This window comes from Halopseudomonas salina (genome assembly GCF_008641105.1).
Window position 1 is genome coordinate 43,755 of the sequence record NZ_VTTI01000011.1, and the last position, 16,855, is coordinate 60,609.

Sequence of the window (16,855 nt, forward strand, 5' to 3'; positions counted from 1 at the left end):
CACAACGATTATTTCGTCGGGCGGGGTTTTGCACTGCGTGGCTTGGCAGCGAAATCCTTGCGTGGACGCGGGCGCGTCGGCGGCTCGGACTCACCAGGCGGCAGGGGCCAGGCACGGATTTGCAGGGCAATACCGTTGATCTCGACTGAAGCCAGTTTCGCCAGGGTGGCTTCACTGAGTTCCGGCAGGTACACGCCGCTATGCTCGTTGAACAGCTTGATATGTCCAATCTGCTGGCGTTGCAGTCCGCCGTGACGGCACAAGGCATCAACCAGAGGTTTGGGCATCAGGCCGTTGGAGCGACCACCCTTGACCTTGTAACGAACCAGGCCGCTATCACGTTCGGCATAGCCATCGTGTTGGCTGGCAGGTGCCGCAGTGGGCAGATCCTTGACCGGCTCGACCAGTGTCTTGGCGCTCGGCATGATGGCCAGCAGGGTCGCTGCCAGTTCTTCCGGTTCCAGGTTGGTCAGTGTCAGCAGATCGGCTACCAGTTTCTCGTGCAGTGCACCGGTCTGCTCGCGGGCGGTGTTGATGCGCGCGGCGAGTTTGGTCAGGCGACCGCTGCGAACGGCGTCCGCACTGGGCAGTGCCTGGCTCTGGATTTTCTGGCCGGTGGCCTTTTCCAGCAGGTGCAGCAAGCGGCGCTCACGTGGCGTAGCAAACAGGATAGCGGTGCCCGAGCGACCGGCACGGCCGGTGCGGCCGATACGGTGTACATAGGATTCGCTATCGTGTGGTACGTCGTAGTTGAGTACGTGGGAGATACGCTCCACGTCCAGACCACGAGCGGCCACGTCGGTGGCTACCACGATGTCCAGCAGGCCGCGCTTGAGTCGGTCGACAACCTGCTCACGCAGTTGCTGGCTCAAGTCACCATTCAGTGCGGCGGCGGCAAAGCCCCTGGCTTCCAGGCGCTCGGCAATTTCCATGCTGGCCGTCTTGGTGCGCACGAAAACGATCATCGCTTCGACCGGCTCGACTTCGAGCAGGCGCGTCATCGCATCGAGCTTATGGTGGTTGGACACTTCCCAGACGATCTGGGTGATAGTGTCCAGGCTGCTGCTCACACCACTGTGCAGACGAATTTCCTTGGGGTCACGCATGTGCTTACGGGCAACAGTACGCACACCAGCTGGCATGGTTGCAGAAAAGAGTGCCTTCTGGGTCTTCTCCGGCACCTTCTCGAACACGGCGTCGAGGTCGTCGGCAAAGCCCATCTTGAGCATTTCGTCCGCTTCGTCGAGCACCAGAAAGCGCATGTTCTCGAACTTGATGCTGCCGCGACGCATGTGGTCGGTCAGCCGGCCCGGTGTAGCCACGACAACGTGGGCACCGCGCTCAAGCGCCTTGAACTGGGGCGCAAAGGCGGAGCCGCCGTACAGTGCAAGCACGGAAAAGCCGCGCATGTTCTGCGCATAGCGCTGGAATGCTTCAGCAACCTGCAGGGCCAACTCACGCGTAGGCGTCAGGATCAGGGCCTGGGTGGCGCGCACGCTGACGTCGATGCCGGCGAGAACCGGTAGCGCGAAAGCGGCGGTCTTGCCAGTACCGGTCTGGGCCAGACCGAGCAGGTCTTCGCCTGCCAGCAGGGTAGGAATTGCCTCGGCCTGAATGGCGGAGGGTGTTTCGTATCCGAGGCTGGTAATCGCCTCGAGAAGGGGTGCAGGCAGGCCTAAGTCGGCGAACTGAGGTGCCGCCGGAGCGGTATCGGACATACTTGAAGTGAACCTTGGGGAATAAATAGATCGAATAGTATACGCGCTTCTCCGGATAATTGCCGCAAGGTTTTTCGGCAACTGGTCAGAAGGTGCTGGTGCTGCCAAGCTTGGTACATCAATTGTTGAGGGAGTCAGGAATATGGGCAGGCTGGTAAAGGGCGTGTGGCACGACGAGTGGTATGACACGGACAGTACGGGCGGCAAGTTTGTTCGCGAGGATGCAGGGTTTCGTGAGGGCATCGAGCCAGGAGGGCGCTTTGCTCCGGAGACCGGGCGTTACCATCTGTATGTTGCCCTGGCCTGCCCCTGGGCACACCGGACCCTGATCATGCGCAAGCTCAAGGGTTTGGAGGAACATATCCCGGTCAGCGTGGTGCACCCGCACATGTTGGAGAATGGCTGGACCTACGATCCGCCAGAACCCCTTTACGGTTTCAAATTCCATCATCAGCTGTATACCAAGGCGAAAGCGGATTATTCCGGCAGGGTAACTGTGCCTGTGCTGTGGGATACACGGGAGGAAACCATCGTGAATAACGAATCGGCGGATATCATCCGGATTTTCAACAGTGCTTTTGACGATCTGACCGGCAATACCGACGATTACTACCCGGAGAACCTGCGTGGGGAAATTGACAGCGTCAACGGGCGGGTTTACGACCAGATCAACAACGGTGTCTACAAAACCGGTTTTGCCACCAGTCAGAGCGTTTACGCAGATGAATGCGTGACACTCTTTGGCGCGCTGGACTGGGTCGAAACTGTGCTGGGCAATCATCGCTACATGGCCGGTGACCGGATCACCGAAGCCGACTGGAGGCTGTTTACCACGCTGGTGCGTTTCGATCCGGTGTATCACGGGCACTTCAAGTGCAATATCCGGCGGATAGAGGATTATCCGAATATTACCGGCTACCTGCGCGAGCTGTATCAGCAGCCGGGGATCGCTGAAACGGTGGATCTGGAGGAGATCAAACAGCACTACTATTACAGCCACGATACTATCAATCCAACGCGTATCGTTCCCCTGGGTGAGGGTCTGGATCTGACGTTGGCCCACGGGCGGCACTGAATCCTGCGAGTGTAGTCGGGCCAGGGCTCAGGATTTGTTCTTGAGCAGATCTGCCAGACCGGCAAAGGCCTTGTGGCTTGACTGGGGGCCTTGCTGGCTGGCGGTCGAGCCTTCGCTGAAATACTGCTGATCGGTGTAGCGGGCATGCTCGTTGTCGTGGCAGTAAAGACACAAGAGTTCCCAGTTCGAGCCATCCTGAGGATTATTGTCGTGATTGTGGTCACGGTGGTGCACCGTCAGTTCGCTAACCCGTTTGCCACTGAATTCGCGGGCACAGCGACCGCATACCCAGGGGTACATCTTCAAGGCCTTTTCACGGTAGCCGCTCTCGCGACTCTGTTTGGCGTCGGCCAGAATCTTGTCCAGACGGGCAGTGGCCGGGGATGTTTTGCTGGTGTTCATGGCGGGTATCTCACTGGTGTCAGGCCCTCAGTCTAACGCAGTTCATACTGAACTGTATTCAGTCCTCAAGCCCGTGCGGGCAGGCCAGATCCGCCGGGTTTATTGCACTGCAGCATACCACCTGGTTTCTGCCATTTTCCTTGGCGGCATAGAGCGCACGGTCGGCCCGTGCCAGGGTCTCGCCGGTGTCTTCCTGGGGGAATGCCTCGGCCACGCCCACCGAAACAGTGACGCTGAAGTCGGCGGGTAGGCCCTTGAAGCGCAATCCCTCAATCGTCTTGCAGAGCCTCTCGGACTTGATTCGCGCGCCATGCAGTGCGGTTTGCGGAAGCACCAGCAGAAACTCCTCGCCGCCATAACGACCGAAGCTGTCTATGGCCCGCAGCTCGCCGACTACGGTTTTGGCCAGTTCACGGAGGATTTCGTCCCCGGCCTGGTGGCCATAGGTGTCGTTGACTTCCTTGAAGTGGTCCACATCCATGATGCCCAGGCTGAAGGCGCCGGGAGTGCGGCGGAATCGATTGGATTCCTCCGAAAGCGCCTGGACGATTCGCCGGCGGTTGTAGACGCCGGTCAACTCGTCAATGTTGACCAGCTCCTGGATGCGCTCCATGGCGTCCTGCAGCTCCTGGTTGCGCTGCCTGACCTTGTCGCGCAGGCTGCTGATGAAACCACCAATCAGTGCCACCTCTGCCAGTACCATGATGAAGACGAACAGCTGTACCAGCTCCAGACTGGCTTCCAACACCTGCGGGCGCCACTGCCAGAGGGCCAGATGCAACAGGCAATACTGGATAAGGAAGATGATACTGACCTGGATGAAATTGCGGACTTTCAACGCGAGAATCCCGTACAGCAGCGGGACTACCGTGATCAGTAGAAATATTGCACGGGCCTGGCCGGCCTCCAGAAAGAACATCAGCCAAAGAGCCGGCCATTGGCTGAGCGTGATTTGCAGCATGGTCATGCTTGGGTCGCGCAGCTTCAGGTTGAGGTTCAGATGAATGCAGGCCCAGATCAGGCCGTTGACTACCAGGCTGAACAATAGGAAGTGGACGGCGATCGGGAGCGGGACCAGGCCCTGAAAGGCAAACAGCAGAACAACTAGAAAGGTTGCCAGGTAAGTAATGAAGGACATGCCCAGGCGGCGTTTGCGCAACGCCTGCGCAACAAGGTTGTTGGTGCCTGCTGCTTTTTCATGGGCGTGGTTACGGCCCCTGTCGAGCGGTGCAGTGTCCATTGATGTTTCCCATTCTTATTGTTTGTTGCCAGGGCGATTGCGGATGTGTCTCGCCAGCAAGTCAGTTGATGCTAGCCCTTTTTAGTGCAAATGATAACCACGAGCTTTGTACCCTGTGAGGCGGTTCCGTTTCGGTGCTGGATTCTGGCTGCGCCGACCCTTGCTAGCGGGGCCAGAAGATGAGCATCAGCGCCAGGATGAAAGCCAGAATGGCTGAAGTGAATTGCCAGAATTGCTGCGGGTTGCGCTCCATGAGGGGAGCACGGGTCCGATCGAGAAAGCGCTGCGTCGGGTTGCGCAGGTCGTAGATGAACTCCGACAGCTCCTGATAGCGTTTGTGAGGCTGAGGGTGCAGCGCCTTTTTCAGGACATCATCGATCCATGCCGGGATGTCCCGGCCCTCGTCCAGGACCGATCTGTAGGTCAGGCGGCTTTGGGCTACCCGCGTGCGGGCCCTTGCGACCTCGACCCCATAGGGTAGGCGCCCGCTGAGCAGCTGGTAGGTGATCACGGCGAGGGAAAACAGGTCGGAGCACGGCGAACCATGATCACCGACAAAATACTCGGGCGCGGTGTATTGCAGCGTGCCCAGAACGCTCTGATCGACGGCGGGCGGGGTCATCTCCATGATGCCGGCGACCTGTGTTGCGCCCAGATCAATGATCTTCACGGTGCCGTTACCATCGATCATCACATTCGCCGGCCGCAGGTCCTGATGGAGCATTTCCAGGCGGTGGAAGGCGCGCAGTCCCTGGGCGACCTGCTCGACGATGGTCCGCACGGTTTCCAGCTCGGGGCGCGGATTATCGATCATCCACTGGGCCAGGGTCTGGCCTGCAACATACTCGTTGATGGTGTAAAGACAGCTTCGCCTGTGGCTGGACGTCGCTGCCTTGACCACATGGGCGTTGTCGATACGCCTGGCTATCCATTCCTCCATCAGGAAGCGCTCAAGGTATGCCGGGTCGTGGCGCATATCCATCGATGGTGTCTTGAGCGCCACGTAACCGCCTGTTTCGTTGTCCTGCGCCAGGTACACATGGCTGCGATTACTCTCGTGCAACGGCCGTATCACGGTGAATTGATCTATAACCATGCGCGCCTCCAGGTGAGGCGCAAAGGGTAGCCCGGTCAGTTGCCCGAGCAGCTCGGTGGCGTCCTGCTGTGCCGGCAGGCTGTCGACACGCACTATCTGTACGGTCAGGTTGTCATCGCTACCCTGATCATAGGCCCTGATCAGGATCTGTTTTGCTGCGGCGTCCAGGTCGTGTGTATTGCTGGCTATCAGGTTGACCATGCTGGCTGGCGACAGATGCTCATGGATCCCGTCGGTGGTGAGTACAAAGACGTCGCCCTGTTCCAGCGCAAGGGTCCGGTAGTCGATTTCCACATGGGCTTCGATCCCCAGTGCGCGGCTCAGGTGGCTCTGATCGCGGGTTATCCAGAGGCGATGATCACTGGTCAGCTGTTCGATGCTAGTGCCGCGCAGGTGGTGAATGCGGGCGTCACCGATATGAAAGAGGTGGGCGGTAGTTGACTTGAGAATCAGCGCGCTCAGCGTACAGATGTAGCCCTTCTCGCGGTCGTAACGGTACTGGCTCTGGCGAGTCTGGGCATGCAGCCAGGAGTTGGTGGCCATCAGAACCCGCTGGGCGGATTTCTTGACTGACCAGGCTTCGGACGTACAGTAATAATCCTCGAGAAAACCGGTCACTGCGGTCTGGCTGGCAATCTGGCTGACCTGACTGCTGCTGATGCCGTCGGCCAGCACAATGGCAATACCCTTGGTGACCAACTGCAGTTCATCGGGTATACGCATACCATGGAAGTCCTGATTGACTTCCTTGCGGCCCTTCGCCGAGCAGTGTCCTGTGGATACGGTCAGTTGGTTGGGCATGGTGTCCTGACTTGAGTGCTGGGCCCCGGCCAGTTCCGGGCCGGGGTGGGCTGGTTTGATTCAGGCGGGAACGCGTTTGACGCCGGTGCGTATATGGGTGGCATAGAGCGTCAGGCCGGTCAGCGACAAGCCGCCGATCAGATTACCGATTACCACGGGTAACTCGTTCCAGATCAGATAATCCATGATCGAGAAGTTACCGCCGAGCATCAGGCCGGAGGGGAACAGGAACATGTTGACCACCGAATGCTCGAAGCCCATACCGAAGAACAACATGATCGGCATCCACATGGCGATGACCTTGCCACTGACGGTGGTCGAGATCATGGCGCCGACCACGCCCAGCGAGACCATCCAGTTACAGAGCACGCCGCGAATGAAGATGGTCGCCATGCCGCCTGCGCCGTATTCCTTGTAGCCAACAGTGCGTCCTTCGCCGATATCTCCGATGATCTGACCAACCGCATCCGGCGCCTTGGTAAAGCCGTAGGTGAAAACAATCGCCATCAGAAACGCAACAGTCAGCGCACCGGCAAAGTTACCGGTAAAGACCAGGCCCCAGTTTTTCAGGATTCCGCCGACGGTCACCCCGGGGCGCTTGTCGAACAGGGCCAGGGGTGTGAGAACAAAGACCCCGGTCAGCAGGTCGAAGCCCATCAGGTACAGAATGCAGAAGCCCACTGGAAACAGAATCGCGCCGATTATCGGATAGCCTGTCTGCACCGTGACTGTGACAGCAAATACCGCGGCAATGGCAAGAATGGCACCGGCCATGAACGCGCGGATAAGCGCATCACGCGGCGCCATGAATACTTTCGACTCACCGGCGTCGATCATCTTGGTGACGAATTCGGAGGGAATGAGATAGGACATGAAGTTTCTCTTTGCAGGGAAGGAAGGAGCCGCGCCGATTAGGACGCGGTTTGTATTTCGACGGCATCACCCTTCAGGCGGGCGGGCCATACACGTAGCTGCTGTTCGGGGTATTCCAGGCAGGCACCGTCCGCCAGGCGATAATGCTGTTTGTACAGGGGCGAGGCGATCACCAGCCCGCCCTTGAGATGGCCGATGATGCCGCGGCCAATGACGTTCGCGCCGGATTTGGGGTCGCGGTTTTCCACGGCAAATACCTGTTCGCCCTCATCGGTTTGCGGCAGGTGGAAAAGCGCGACCTGAGCGCCATCGAGCCAGACGACGACCCCCGAGTTGGCAACAAGATCCTTGCGGCTGCAGACCGCTTGCCAGTCTCCCGTCAGGCGGTGAGCTACGGTATTGGAATGGGTCATCAGAGGATCTCCTCGGTAACGGGAATCAAGTGAAGCTCGGAGGCCCGGGCCGGTCGGATCTGGCCGCGTTCCTTGACGAAATGAATATCCGGATCGCCGCGCTCATCGTTGACGAAAGTGCGAAAACGCTTGAGCTTTTCCGGATCCTTGAGGGCGTTGGCCCATTCGCATTCATAGCGGTCGACGACCAGCTGCATTTGCGCTTCAAGCTCGGCTGCTAGTCCCAGGCTGTCATCAATGATCACCTCCTTGAGGTAATCAAGGCCGCCTTCCAGGCTTTCACGCCACACGGATGTGCGCTGCAGACGGTCGGCGGTGCGCACGTAGAACATCAGATAGCGGTCGATGTAGCGGATCAGGGTGGCGTCATCCAGGTCCGTGGCAAAGAGTTCGGCGTGCCGCGGCCGCATGCCACCATTGCCTGATACATAGAGGTTCCAGCCGTTTTCGGTGGCGATCACACCGATGTCCTTGCTCTGCGCCTCGGCGCATTCGCGGGTACAACCCGATACACCGAACTTGATCTTGTGCGGCGAGCGCAGGCCCTTGTAGCGATCCTCGAGTCTGATTGCCATGCCGACACTGTCCTGTACCCCGTAGCGGCACCAGGTGCTGCCCACGCAGGATTTGACCGTGCGCAGGGACTTGCCATACGCATGCCCGGTCTCGAAACCGGCATCGATCAGCTCCGCCCAGATATCCGGCAGCTCATGCAGTTGTGCACCAAACAGGTCGATACGCTGACCGCCGGTGATCTTGGTGTAGAGATCGTATTTCTTGGCGACCGCGCCTATGGCAATCAGTTTGTCGGGAGTGATTTCACCGCCGGCGATACGTGGTACCACGGAGTAGGTGCCGTTCTTCTGCATGTTGGCCATGAAGGTGTCGTTGGTGTCCTGCAGTGGCACCAGCAGCGGATCGGTGATTGGCGCATTCCAGCAGGAGGCGAGGATCGAGCCCACCGCCGGTTTGCAGATATCGCAACCGGTGTGTCCACGACCGTGGCTGGAAAGTAATGCTTCGAAGCTGGTGATGCCCTCGACCCGGACAATGGCGTACAACTCCTGACGGGTATGCGCGAAGTGTTCGCACAGGCTCTTGTCTACTTCGACGCCGCGGGCGCTGAGTTCATGCTCGAACACCTGCTTGAGCAAGGCGGTGCAGCCACCACACCCGGTGGCTGCCCTGGTGGTGTTTTTCAGCTCGCCAAGATCGGTACAACCGGCATCAACCGAGCAGCAGATGGCCCCCTTGCTGACGTTGTGACAGGAGCAGATGGTGGCCGTGTCGGGCAACGCATCGGCACCCAGGGTGGGCGCTCCGTTTGACGTGGGCAGGATCAGGCCCGACGGATCCGCAGGCAGATCGATCCTATTCTGACAATATTGTAAGAGCGTGTCGTAGTAGCTGTTATCGCCCACCAGCACGGCGCCAAGCACCTTCTTGCCATCGGCGGAAACTACCAGGCGACTGTAGCTGGAGTTGGTTTCGTCGATAAAGCGGTAGCTCTTGGCGCCTTCGGTGGCGGCGTGGGCGTCGCCGATCGAACCGACATCCACCCCCAGCAACTTGAGCTTGGTGGACATGTCTGCACCGGCAAAGGATTCATGGGGCTGGCCGGTCAGTTGCAACGCCAGGTTGCGCGCCATGCTGTAACCCGGGGCGACCAGGCCGAAGCACATACCATTCCAGGCAGCGCACTCGCCGATAGCGAAGATCGCCGGGTCGCTGGTGCGGTAGTCGTCGTCGATGGCGATGCCACCGCGAGGGCCGAGCTCAAGATCTGCACTACGCCCCAGGGCGTCCTGTGGGCGAATGCCGGCCGAGAAAACGATCAGATCGGTCTCCAGAAACTCACCGCCTTTGAAGTTCATGCGGTAGCGGTATTCCTCGCCAGCGATTATCTCCTCGGTGGCGCAGCCCAGGTGTACACCCACACCCAGGGACTCGATTCGGGCACGCAATGCGGCACCGCCCTCGTCATCCAGCTGGACCGGCATCAGGCGCGGCGCAAACTCCACCACGTGGGCTTCCAGGCCCAGGGATTTGAGCGCGTTGGCGGCTTCCAGACCCAGCAGACCGCCGCCGACCACAACGCCTCGGCGCGCACCGCTGGCCGCCGCCTGAATACCGTCCAGGTCTTCCAGGGTGCGGTAGACCAGGCGCGAATCGCCCTCGGCTCCGGTGATGGGCGGCACGAAAGGATAGGAGCCTGTTGCCAGGATCAGCTGGTCGTAAGCCTGTCGGCCGTTGCGGGTAATGACTTCCTTGCGCGAACGGTCGATATCCAGCACCTGTACGCCGAGATGCAGCTGGACTCCATGGGTGGCATACAGTTCGGCATCGCAGAGGGCCAGGGATTCGGCATCGCGCCCGCCGAAATATTCTGACAGATGTACGCGGTCATAGGCACGCTGATGCTCCTCACCGTATACATGCAGCTCGTATTGGGTGAGGGCGCCGCGCTCTATCAGCTGTTCAACACAATGGTGTCCGACCATGCCGTTGCCGATAATCACGAGTGTCTCTTTGTTGCCTGACCTGGTGTTGGAGCTCATAGCCTTTCCTCCGTTCCAGCCGCTGCCGATGGCAGTGACCCAAAACAAAAAAAGGCGCCTGAAGCTGGTGTCAGCTTCAGGCGCCTTTGCCTGATATTCATGGGTTGTTTACAGTGGGTGAGTGCCTGGCCACGCTGCCTGGTTCACCGGCCCGGGAAAAGTCGTCATTGACCGCCGGGGTTGTCCGGACACCTTGATGGCCGGAGATATTTTGTAACCAGCAACTTGCGTGCCAGGAGATTGCTTCGGGACCGGCTCCGGCCGGAGTCCTGTTAGCGAGCTGCTGCCCAGGCCGCATGTGCCGGGACTGTGCGAGCTCCTCCTGGCTGAGGTAATGCCAAAGCTTCAACGCAGACTGTTGGATTCGGCAGGTCGAGTTGGCCTGGTGGCTGGTCCATACGGGTGCGCAGAGCACAATAAATCCCTTTTTTGGTGCGGCTGCTGGCCGGTGCCCACCCTCATGACAGAGACACGATAGTGACGACACGACTGATAACGCTTGAAGGCTATGCACGCCTGAAGGAAGAGCTGGATTACCTGTGGCGGGAAAAGCGACCCGATACCACGCGCAAGGTGACCTGGGCCGCATCGCTTGGCGACCGCAGTGAAAATGCCGATTATCAGTACAACAAGAAGCTGCTGCGCGAGATCGACCGGCGGGTGCGCTATCTGCGCAAGCGCATCGAGGATCTTAAGGTGGTAGAGCACCGGCAGGAGCAGGAGGGCAGGGTGTTCTTTGGTGCCTGGGTCGAGGTGGAGAGCGACGAGGGTGTCCAGCGCCGCTTCCGGATCGTAGGTTACGATGAGATTTTTGGCCGCAGGGACTATATCTCGATCGACTCACCCATGGCGCGTGCCTTACTGGGCAAGTCGGTCGGGGATGAGGCCGTGGTGGTCACCCCCGAGGGTGAGATGGGCTGGGTGATCAATGCGATCGATTACAGCGCCTAGCTGCCGCGGTTGATCAGTCGCATCGGACTTTCCCGCACCACTGCACGGGTACCCAAGGCGCCTGCGACACCGATCAGAACGGCGCCGGTAACAGGCACCAGTACCCATAGCAGATAGTGTGGCGACCAGTCCAGATTCAACGCGAAGCGATACAGCAGCCAGGTAATCAGCTCCGCCGCGACAATCGCCATGATGCCGGCCAGGGAACCCAGTAGCGCGAATTCCAGGCGGTTGGCCTGCCGCAACAGCGCCTTGCGTGCCCCCAGTGTGCGCAGCAAAGCCCCTTCATAAAGGCGATTGTCCAGGGTCGACTGCAAGGCGGCGAACAGCACGGTAAAGCCCGCCAGCAACACGAATACCATGACGTATTCCACAGCCAGTGTGACCTGCGCGAGGATGTCGCGAATCTGCTTGAGCAACGCTTCGACTTCGAGCAGGGTCATGGCTGGAAAGGCCCGTGCCAGATCGCGCAGCTCGGCCCGCTTCTCCGTGGGCAGGCTGAAACTGGTGAGCAGGGTCGCAGGCATGTTCTCCAGGCTGCCGGGCGAGAAGATGATGTAGAAGTTGGGCGTGAAATTATCCCAATTCACTTCCCGGATATTCAGCACGCGGGCGTCCAGCACCTGCCCTGCAATCACGAAACTCAATACATCACCCACTTCCACGCCCAGGCTGTCGGCCAGACCGGATTCGATGGATATCAGGGATTCATCATCTGGCAGGGTATCGGGCCACCATTCTCCGGCAAGCAGTGTGTTGTCGGTGGCCATAGTGGCGGACCAGGTGAGACTCAGATCGCGGCTGACAGCTCGCTCGCCCTGGCTCTCCTTGGTGACCAGTTCGCGCACCGGCCGACTGTTGATCTCGGTAAGACGCCCCGGGGTTACCGGGTACAGCGGAGCGCTCACCGCACCGATACGCTCCAGCGCCGCGGTGAACTCGGCCTGCTCTGCCGGCATGATATTCAGTGCAAAGTGGTTGGGGGTGTCCTCGGGTAGCTGCTGTTGCCAGGTATCCAGCAACTCGGTGCGCAGAATCAGTACGACCACCATGGACATCAGGATGAGACCGAAGGCGAGTATCTGGCCGGCGGCGGCGATCGGCTGCTTGAGAAGCTGGCCACTGCCCAGGCGCCAGGCGAGCCCGGCATTGCGCAGCCGGTTGCCCGAAAGGCGCAACAATGCCCAGGCTACCAGACCCAGCAGCAGGGCGGCGATGGCGCCACCGAAGACCACGGCGAGGGTGATGCGCAGATTGCCGGTGAATTGCCACATCAGCAGACTGAGCCCGCCCAGTGCCAGACCGTAAATCAGCCAGCCACTGCTGGGCAGTGGCGCCAGGTCGCGACGTAGCACCCGCAGTGGTGCCACCTTGCCCAGCCGTATCAACGGGGGCAGAGCAAAGCCGGCCAGTGCAATCAGACCGGTAGCGCCGCCAACCAGCAGGGGTTTCAGGCCCACGCCCGGCAGATCCGGCGGTAATAGGTCTCGCAACAACAGCACCAGTCCCCATTGCATGACCCAGCCCAGAGCCAGACCTATTACCGTGGCAACCAGGCCCAGGCAGGCCAGCTGGATGAGAAAAATCGACATCACCCGGCGTCTGCTGGCGCCAAGACAGCGCAGCAGCGCACTGGTGTCGAAATGCCGAGTAGCAAAGCGGCTGGCAGACAGGGCTACAGCGACACCCGCCAGTACTACGGCAGCAATACTTGCCAGCCCCAGAAACTGGGCGGCCCGGTCCAGGGCGCTGCCGATCTGCTGGTTGTCATCTGCCACAGTAGTCAGCTGCTGGTTGTCCTCCAGCTGTGGTCTCAACCAGTTCGCGTAGCCTTGCAGCGCGCCCTCGGCACCGCTCAACAGCAGGCGATAGCGTACCCGGCTACCCGGCTGCACCACCGCGGTTTCCTCAAGATCAGCCAGATTCATCAGTACACGGGGCGTCAGACTATAAAAATCGCCGGCCCTGTCAGGCTCGTATGTCAGCATGGCGCTGACGGACATGCTGGCCATACCCACATCCAGGGTATCCCCGGTCTCGAGGGCGAGCTGGGCGGCCAGCCGGGGCTCGATCCAGACTTCGCCGGGAGGCGGAATCGCATTGACGACGCGCTCGGTACCGAACATCTGATCGGCCACCCGCACCTGACCCTTGAGTGGATAGCCCGGGCCTACGGCCTTGACGCTGGAGAGTTGAATCTCCACATCACCACTCATCATGCTGTTGAATTCGACCACATCCACATGGGACAAGCCGTCTTCCATAGCACGCTGCAGAAACGCTTCGGGTAGTGGAGCGCGGGAGGAAATGACCATGTCGGCGCCAAGAAACTCGGCTGCTCTGCTGACCATGCCCCGTTGTAGCCGGTCGGTGAAGAAGCTGATCGCAGTGCTGACCAGAACCGCGATAATCAAGGCCATAACCAGTACACGCAGTTCGCCGGCGCGCCATTCGCGGGCCAACAGACGGGTGGCCAGGGACCAGGTGCCGTTGTTCATTGCGTGGGCTCCAGCAAACGACCCGCTTCCAGTTGCAAGGCGCTCTGACAGCGCTCGGCCAGGCGCTGGTCATGGGTGACCATGACCAGCGTGGTGTGCTGCTCGCGGTTCAGGTCGAACAGCAGGTCGGTTATGTGTTGCCCGGTAACAGCATCCAGGTTGCCGGTGGGCTCGTCGGCGAACAGAATATCCGGCTCGCTGGCAAAGGCCCTGGCAATGGCCACCCGTTGCTGTTCACCACCGGAGAGCTGGCGCGGATAGTGCGTCAGGCGCGCGCCCAGCCCAACCCTTTGGAGCAGGTCTGCAGCGCGTTGACGGGCATCATGGCGACCGTGGAGTTCCAGGGGCAACATGACGTTTTCCAGGGCAGTCAGGCTGTCGAGCAACTGGAATGACTGAAACACAAAGCCGACGTGCTCAGCGCGTAGTTCTGCCCGCTGGTCTTCATCCAGATCACTCAGGTTTCTGCCAGCCAGATGCACCTCGCCGCTGCTGGGCAGATCCAGTCCGGCAAGCAGGCTCAATAAGGTGGACTTGCCAGAACCTGAAGCGCCCACGATGGCGACGCTGCTGGCCTTGGCAATAGCCAGACTGACATCGTCCAGGATGGTCAATGTCGCTTCCTGGCTGCGAACGACTTTGCTAAGGTGGCGGGCAACGATCACGCTGTCTGACATGGAATCTGCCTTTTGATTAGGTTCATTAGAAAATATCTGGCAATCGGGCTCTTGAGCGCTCTGGCCTGGCCAGCGAGCGCCCAGGGGATATTGGTTGTCGGCGATAGTATCAGCGCCGCTTTCGGTCTGGAAATCAGCGATGGCTGGGTATCTCTGCTGGAGCAGCGTATGGAGGCCAGTGGCGAGTCTCTTCCGGTGATCAATGCGTCAGTGAGCGGCGACACCACGGCTGGGGGGCTGGCCCGCCTGCCACGCTTGCTGGAGCGCCATGAGCCTGACCTGGTAGTGATAGAATTGGGCGGTAATGACGGGCTTCGCGGAATGCGCCCGGCCAATATGCAACAGAATCTTTCACTGATGGTCGAGCAGGCTCGGGCGGCCGGCGCGGACGTTCTTCTTCTGGGAATGCAGTTGCCGCCGAATTACGGATTGCGCTTTACCGAGGCATTTGCGCAGGTCTTCGTTGCGGTGAGCGAGGAACATGACGTGCCACTGGTTCCGTTTCTTCTTGCGGGAATTGCTGGCGAACCTGACAGGACCCTGATGCAGGCCGACGGGATACACCCCACGGCCAAGGCGCAGGAACGGATACTGGATAATGCCTGGCCGCCCATAGAGGCCTGGCTTGATGCGCGTTGATCAGGCTGTCGCCAAATGGCGGCAGCGGAGCCATTTGGTACTGCAGGAGACAGGGTGTGACAGCAAGCTGGATGGCCAGAAGATGGTGTGTCGTGGAGCGCGAAGAGCAGCATGATCTGTTCATAACAGATCCCTGGCATACCCATCTGGTGGATATCAATCTTCGCCTGGATGTACCGGTAGAGCGTACTCTGTGTGGTGATCTGTTACCTGCGCGGCCGGTTTTTTCCGAGTTGCTGCGTTCAATCCTGCCGCAACTGTGCCCCGAGTGTCTGTCCCATGCACGCTCGCAGCGTATTGCTGGACGGGGCACCGGGCGATCTGCCAGGACCGGGCGCGCAGGTGCTGTCGCGCTGGTCGAAGCTGCTGACGAAGTTCGTCAAATAGGTCTGGATGTTGTCCAGGGAGACTGACATGCGTAGCGTTGTGTATTCCCGTGCAAGACAGTTGGGTTGCGGCGTACTGGCTTCATTCGCCTTTGCTGCCTTGCCCCTGGCAGCCTTTGAATACCCTTTGCAGGGGGACGATCAGGAGCTGGTTGGCGAGGTGTACAGCGTTACCGCCAGCTATGAGGACACCTTCGCGAAACTGGGCGGCGAGCACGGTTTTGGCTATCTGGAGATGATCGCGGCAAATCCTTCTATTGATCCCTGGGTGCCTGGTGAGGGCGCCGAAATACGCATGCCCGGCTTGCACGTGGTACCCAGCGTCCCGCGCACCGGTATCGTGATCAACCTGCCTGAGTACCGGTTGTACTACTTCCCCCCCGAGGGCGGGAAGGTCCTGACCTACCCGGTGGGTATCGGCAGGGAAGGCTGGTCTTCGCCCATCGGCGAGACGCGAGTCCTGCGCAAGGAGGCGAATCCGTCCTGGTATCCTCCACAGTCGATTCGAGAGGAACACGCCGCTGAGGGTGACATCCTGCCAGCGGTTGTGCCGCCAGGCCCGGATAATCCAATGGGACCGTTCAAGATGAATCTGGCCATGAGCGGATACGTGATCCATGGCACCAATAAAAAATTCGGCATTGGTATGCGGGTCAGCCACGGTTGTTTTCGCATGCGCAATGAAGATATCACCCAGCTTTTCCCGCAGATTCCGCTGAATACGCCGGTGCGTATAGTCAATCAGCCATTCAAGCTGGGGCTCGACGGCAGGGGTGATCTGTACCTGGAGGTGCACACGCCACTGGACGAACACGGGCTGCCTTCAACGCTGGATCGCCAAGCAGCGATTCAGGCATTGCTCGCGCAACGAACTGATGTATCCGGCGGAGTGCGTCTGGACTGGCAGGCGATCAGGGATGCGGTGTTCGCCGAGGAGGGTATTCCGGTCCGGATCGGTACGGCCATGGGCTACCAGCCCGAGGTCGAACAGGTTCAGAATTACTGGTAATTCCATGCATGCAGTCAGCGTTGCCTGTTCGACCGGCTGCTGCTGGCTAGGAAGGAGGTTGTATCATTCCGACGCCTGTGCGCCGGAATGATACAGGCGGCCGGTACCGACTTACTTCCGGCTGGCGCGTTCTAGCATACGGCGGGCGCGTTCGTTGGCTTCTTCGGCCTTGCGATCGGCGCGTTGTGCGGCGGCCATTGCTTCTTCGGCCATACGATAGGCCTCGTCTGCACGAGCCTGGGCGCGGGCAACCGATGTTTCAGCCGCTGACAGGCGGGATTCCATCTGTTGATGCTGGTGCTCGTTGGTGCTGCAACCCACGGCCAGCAATGCGGCTAACGAAATAGCTGAAACCTTCAGTACGTTCTGCATAAGTATCCCCTTGTTGATCGAAACGGGTATGAAAAAATTCTGCCAACTGGCGAATTTAAGTTTAGCAGTAACTACGAAAAACGTAACTGCAGCTCCATAAACCATCGGGTAGGCGTGTTATTCAGCGCATGGAAGGGGGGGTGCGCA

15 protein-coding genes are annotated in these 16,855 nt (G+C 59.7%); 5 read left to right on the forward strand and 10 right to left on the reverse strand.

Features of this window, described 5'->3' with window-relative positions:
* Nucleotides 1-8: 8 nt before the first annotated feature.
* A complete protein-coding gene (locus FZF01_RS15750; protein ID WP_188434479.1) occupies nucleotides 9-1,718 on the reverse strand; it encodes a DEAD/DEAH box helicase in 1,710 nt (569 codons plus the stop codon).
* 142 nt (nucleotides 1,719-1,860) lie between these two features.
* Here FZF01_RS15750 and FZF01_RS15755 point away from each other — a divergent pair, with 142 nt between their 5' ends.
* Nucleotides 1,861-2,793, forward strand: a complete 933-nt coding sequence (locus FZF01_RS15755) for a glutathione S-transferase family protein (protein ID WP_150279035.1) — start codon at nucleotides 1,861-1,863, stop codon at nucleotides 2,791-2,793.
* Between the two features lie 27 nt (nucleotides 2,794-2,820).
* On the opposite strand, the gene FZF01_RS15760 is transcribed toward FZF01_RS15755, so the two are convergent.
* The 6 genes from FZF01_RS15760 to nirB all read right to left on the reverse strand — a co-directional run bounded on the left by FZF01_RS15760 (nucleotide 2,821) and on the right by nirB (nucleotide 10,176).
* Nucleotides 2,821-3,195, reverse strand: coding sequence for a YajD family HNH nuclease (locus tag FZF01_RS15760; protein ID WP_150279036.1), 375 nt, complete (start codon nucleotides 3,193-3,195; stop codon nucleotides 2,821-2,823).
* Between the two features lie 58 nt (nucleotides 3,196-3,253).
* The gene (locus FZF01_RS15765) at nucleotides 3,254-4,435 is read right to left on the reverse strand and encodes a GGDEF domain-containing protein (protein ID WP_150279037.1); all 1,182 of its coding nucleotides are present in this window, start codon (nucleotides 4,433-4,435) and stop codon (nucleotides 3,254-3,256) included.
* A 163-nt stretch (nucleotides 4,436-4,598) separates the two neighbouring features.
* Nucleotides 4,599-6,332, reverse strand: a complete 1,734-nt coding sequence (locus FZF01_RS15770) for a bifunctional protein-serine/threonine kinase/phosphatase (protein WP_150279038.1) — start codon at nucleotides 6,330-6,332, stop codon at nucleotides 4,599-4,601.
* Between the two features lie 60 nt (nucleotides 6,333-6,392).
* Nucleotides 6,393-7,205, reverse strand: a complete 813-nt coding sequence (locus FZF01_RS15775) for a formate/nitrite transporter family protein (RefSeq protein WP_150279039.1) — start codon at nucleotides 7,203-7,205, stop codon at nucleotides 6,393-6,395.
* Between the two features lie 38 nt (nucleotides 7,206-7,243).
* Complete coding sequence (gene nirD / locus FZF01_RS15780) at nucleotides 7,244-7,618, reverse strand: nitrite reductase small subunit NirD (protein ID WP_150279040.1); 375 nt, start codon at nucleotides 7,616-7,618, stop codon at nucleotides 7,244-7,246.
* Nucleotides 7,618-10,176: a nitrite reductase large subunit NirB gene (gene nirB, locus FZF01_RS15785; protein ID WP_150279041.1), complete on the reverse strand. Its 2,559-nt coding sequence runs from the start codon at nucleotides 10,174-10,176 to the stop codon at nucleotides 7,618-7,620. Before nirB ends, nirD begins: the two co-directional genes overlap by 1 nt.
* A gap of 477 nt (nucleotides 10,177-10,653) precedes the next feature.
* On the opposite strand from nirB, the gene greB reads away from it, so the two are divergent.
* Entirely contained in the window at nucleotides 10,654-11,127 is a 474-nt protein-coding gene (gene greB, locus FZF01_RS15790) for a transcription elongation factor GreB (RefSeq protein WP_150279042.1), read from the forward strand.
* On the opposite strand, the gene FZF01_RS15795 is transcribed toward greB, so the two are convergent.
* A complete protein-coding gene (locus FZF01_RS15795) occupies nucleotides 11,124-13,625 on the reverse strand; it encodes an ABC transporter permease (RefSeq protein WP_150279043.1) in 2,502 nt (833 codons plus the stop codon). The two genes, greB and FZF01_RS15795, sit on opposite strands and share 4 nt — an antisense overlap.
* The gene (locus FZF01_RS15800; protein ID WP_150279044.1) at nucleotides 13,622-14,302 is read right to left on the reverse strand and encodes an ABC transporter ATP-binding protein; all 681 of its coding nucleotides are present in this window, start codon (nucleotides 14,300-14,302) and stop codon (nucleotides 13,622-13,624) included. The genes FZF01_RS15795 and FZF01_RS15800 overlap by 4 nt, the downstream gene beginning before the upstream one ends.
* Nucleotides 14,303-14,326: 24 nt before the next feature.
* Here FZF01_RS15800 and FZF01_RS15805 point away from each other — a divergent pair, with 24 nt between their 5' ends.
* From FZF01_RS15805 to FZF01_RS15815, 3 genes are read left to right on the forward strand one after another with little or no spacing between them, the layout of a single operon-like run.
* On the forward strand, nucleotides 14,327-14,941 hold the full coding sequence (locus FZF01_RS15805; RefSeq protein WP_150279138.1) for an arylesterase: 615 nt from the start codon (nucleotides 14,327-14,329) through the stop codon (nucleotides 14,939-14,941).
* A 56-nt stretch (nucleotides 14,942-14,997) separates the two neighbouring features.
* Nucleotides 14,998-15,354 carry a hypothetical protein gene (locus tag FZF01_RS15810; protein ID WP_150279045.1) on the forward strand — a complete coding sequence of 119 codons (357 nt, stop codon included), beginning with the start codon at nucleotides 14,998-15,000 and terminating at the stop codon, nucleotides 15,352-15,354.
* Nucleotide 15,355: 1 nt separating this feature from the next.
* Nucleotides 15,356-16,336 carry a L,D-transpeptidase family protein gene (locus FZF01_RS15815; protein ID WP_150279046.1) on the forward strand — a complete coding sequence of 327 codons (981 nt, stop codon included), beginning with the start codon at nucleotides 15,356-15,358 and terminating at the stop codon, nucleotides 16,334-16,336.
* Nucleotides 16,337-16,447: 111 nt separating this feature from the next.
* Here the strand turns inward: FZF01_RS15815 and FZF01_RS15820 are convergent, their stop codons facing one another.
* Nucleotides 16,448-16,708 carry an Lpp/OprI family alanine-zipper lipoprotein gene (locus tag FZF01_RS15820; RefSeq protein WP_150279047.1) on the reverse strand — a complete coding sequence of 87 codons (261 nt, stop codon included), beginning with the start codon at nucleotides 16,706-16,708 and terminating at the stop codon, nucleotides 16,448-16,450.
* Nucleotides 16,709-16,855 lie beyond the last annotated feature (147 nt).